The sequence below is a fragment of the uncultured Kluyvera sp. genome, from assembly GCF_902485085.1.
Classification (GTDB): Bacteria; Pseudomonadota; Gammaproteobacteria; order Enterobacterales; family Enterobacteriaceae; genus Kluyvera; species Kluyvera ascorbata.
In genome coordinates, this window is sequence record NZ_CABTJS010000033.1 from 1 (window position 1) to 2722 (window position 2722).

Annotated in this window: 4 protein-coding genes and 1 pseudogene; all 5 read right to left on the bottom strand. The window is 51.0% G+C overall.

The window, feature by feature from the left end:
* Positions 1–54: 54 nt before the first annotated feature.
* Positions 55–759 carry a 50S ribosomal protein L1 gene (gene rplA / locus RDN66_RS05105; RefSeq protein ID WP_035895924.1) on the bottom strand — a complete coding sequence of 235 codons (705 nt, stop codon included), beginning with the start codon at positions 757–759 and terminating at the stop codon, positions 55–57.
* 3 nt (positions 760–762) lie between these two features.
* Positions 763–1191, bottom strand: coding sequence for a 50S ribosomal protein L11 (rplK, locus tag RDN66_RS05110; RefSeq protein WP_012133815.1), 429 nt, complete (start codon positions 1189–1191; stop codon positions 763–765).
* A 159-nt stretch (positions 1192–1350) separates the two neighbouring features.
* Entirely contained in the window at positions 1351–1896 is a 546-nt protein-coding gene (gene nusG / locus RDN66_RS05115) for a transcription termination/antitermination protein NusG (RefSeq protein WP_002438628.1), read from the bottom strand.
* A gap of 1 nt (position 1897) precedes the next feature.
* Entirely contained in the window at positions 1898–2281 is a 384-nt protein-coding gene (gene secE, locus RDN66_RS05120) for a preprotein translocase subunit SecE (RefSeq protein WP_035895925.1), read from the bottom strand.
* Positions 2282–2503: 222 nt separating this feature from the next.
* Positions 2504–2722, bottom strand: a pseudogene (gene tuf, locus RDN66_RS05125) (elongation factor Tu); the annotation flags it as partial.

The following is a 2722-nucleotide window of genomic DNA, read 5'->3' on the forward strand; positions in this document are numbered from 1 at the left end:
GTTAGCAAACGTGGGGGTAAGATTGTAGACAAAATCACCGCCCACGTAAAGGCATTAGTTTGCAGCAGCGCTCAGGCCAGCCTGGTCAACTGCAACACCTGCACCCATGGTGGTGGAGATGCTAACTTTCTTGATGTACACGCCTTTAGCCTGAGTTGGTTTTGCTTTTTTCAGCGCAACCAGCAGAGATTCCAGGTTTTCTTTCAGTTTGTCAGCGTCAAAGTCCACTTTACCGATGGTGGTGTGGATGATGCCGTTTTTGTCGTTACGGTAACGAACCTGACCAGCTTTAGCGTTCTTAACCGCTTCAGCAACGTTAGGAGTTACAGTACCAACTTTCGGGTTTGGCATCAGACCACGTGGGCCCAGAACCTGGCCCAGCTGGCCAACAACGCGCATTGCATCTGGAGATGCGATAACAACGTCGAAGTTCATTTCGCCTTTTTTGATCAGGTCAGCCAGATCTTCCATACCTACCAGCTCTGCGCCAGCAGCTTTAGCTGCTTCAGCGTTAGGGCCCTGGGTAAATACGGCAACGCGAACGGAACGGCCAGTACCGTGCGGCAGTACAGTTGCACCACGTACGTTCTGGTCAGATTTACGAGCGTCGATACCGAGGTTAACGGCAACGTCAACGCTTTCGTTGAACTTAGCAGTGGCCAGCTCTTTCAGCAGAGCAATAGCTTCGTTGATGTCGTACTGCTTAGTAGCATCAACTTTGTCACGGATCACGCGCATACGCTTGGTCAGTTTAGCCATTTCTTAATCCTCCACTACCAGGCCCATGGAACGTGCAGTACCTTCGATTGAGCGAGTCATCGCTTCAATGTCGGCGCCAGTCATGTCGGCAGCTTTGGTCTGCGCGATTTCCTGCAGCTGAGCGCGGGAAATTTTACCAACTTTGTCTTTGTTCGGCTTACCGGAACCAGACTTAATACCAGCTGCTTTTTTCAGCAGAACTGCTGCTGGAGGCGTTTTGGTAATGAAGGTGAAAGAACGGTCAGCGTAAACGGTGATAACAACCGGAATTGGCAGACCTTTTTCGATGGAATCAGTTTTTGCGTTGAACGCTTTGCAGAATTCCATGATGTTCACACCCTGCTGACCCAGAGCTGGACCAACTGGTGGACTTGGGTTTGCCATACCAGCTGCAACCTGCAGCTTAACGTAGGCTTGGACTTTCTTAGCCATTCTAAAATCCTCTATGTGGGTGATAGCGCCTCTAAGAGGCTCCCCGTGATATAAAAATTCGTTTTACAGGCATGCGCCCATAAAAACAAAAGGCGCGAAATTGTATGTCAATTTCGCGCCCTATGCAACGATTAGATCGATGCTTTTTTGATCGCAGCCTTAAGCTTTCTCTACCTGAGCAAAGTCCAGTTCTACCGGGGTCGCACGACCGAAGATAGAGACGGATACTTTCAGACGAGACTTCTCGTAATCCACTTCTTCAACCACACCGTTGAAGTCAGCGAATGGACCGTCGCTAACGCGAACCATTTCACCCGGTTCAAACAGCGTTTTAGGACGCGGCTTATCACCAACCTGCTGCAGGCGGTTCATAATCGCATCAACTTCTTTGTCGCTGATTGGTGCCGGACGGTCAGAGGTACCGCCGATAAAGCCCATTACGCGCGGAACGCTACGCACCAGGTGCCAGCTCGCGTCGTTCATCACCATCTGAACTAACACGTAGCCAGGGAAGAATTTGCGCTCGCTCTTGCGACGCTGGCCACCACGAATTTCGACCACTTCTTCAGTCGGAACCATGACTTCGCCAAACAGCTCTTCCATATTGTGTAATTTGATATGCTCGCGCAGCGAAGTCGCTACACGGCCTTCAAAACCGGAAAACGCCTGAACGACGTACCAACGCTTTTTAGGTGCTTCAGACATCTTAGAACCTCAGGCCAGTGATAAAGGATACCAGGCGAACCAGAATACCATCCAGTCCCCACAGGATCAGTGACATTACCGCAGTGACCGCAGCAACGATCAGCGTAGTGTGCAGCGTTTCCTGGCGAGTCGGCCAAATCACCTTACGAACTTCCGTTCTCGCTTCACGCGCAAACGCAACGGTCGCTTTGCCTTTCGTCGTCAACAGCGCGACACCACCCGCTGCAGCAATAATAATTACTACGGCCAGCGCACGCAGCGGCAGCATCATGTCGCGATAGAGGTAGTTGCCCACGATTGCCACGATAAGCAATACGGCAACAGCTACCCACTTCATCGCTTCCAGGCCGCGCCCGCTCCCTTGAGCTTCGGTATTCGCACTCATAAACCAACCTGTCAGAAGTATTCTACAAACATTTCCACCCCGCGAGAGCGAGGCGATCCAAACCGAAAATAAGTTTCGGACTAAACGCCCTCTACAGAGCCTGTCTCAGCAATGATTATGGCAAAAATAATCACTGATGAGCCAGGTTCTGGTTCGACAGCGTACAAAAAGGGCATCAAATGATGCCCTTTTATTGCGCATTGCGTCAAATGTTATCAGCAATTAGCTCATTACTTTGGCAACAACGCCCGCGCCAACGGTACGACCGCCTTCACGGATTGCGAAACGCAGACCGTCGTCCATCGCGATTGGGTGGATCAGAGTCACAACCATCTTGATGTTGTCGCCTGGCATTACCATCTCAACGCCTTCTGGCAGTTCGATGGTACCGGTCACGTCAGTAGTACGGAAGTAGAACTGTGGACGGTAGCCTTTGAAGAA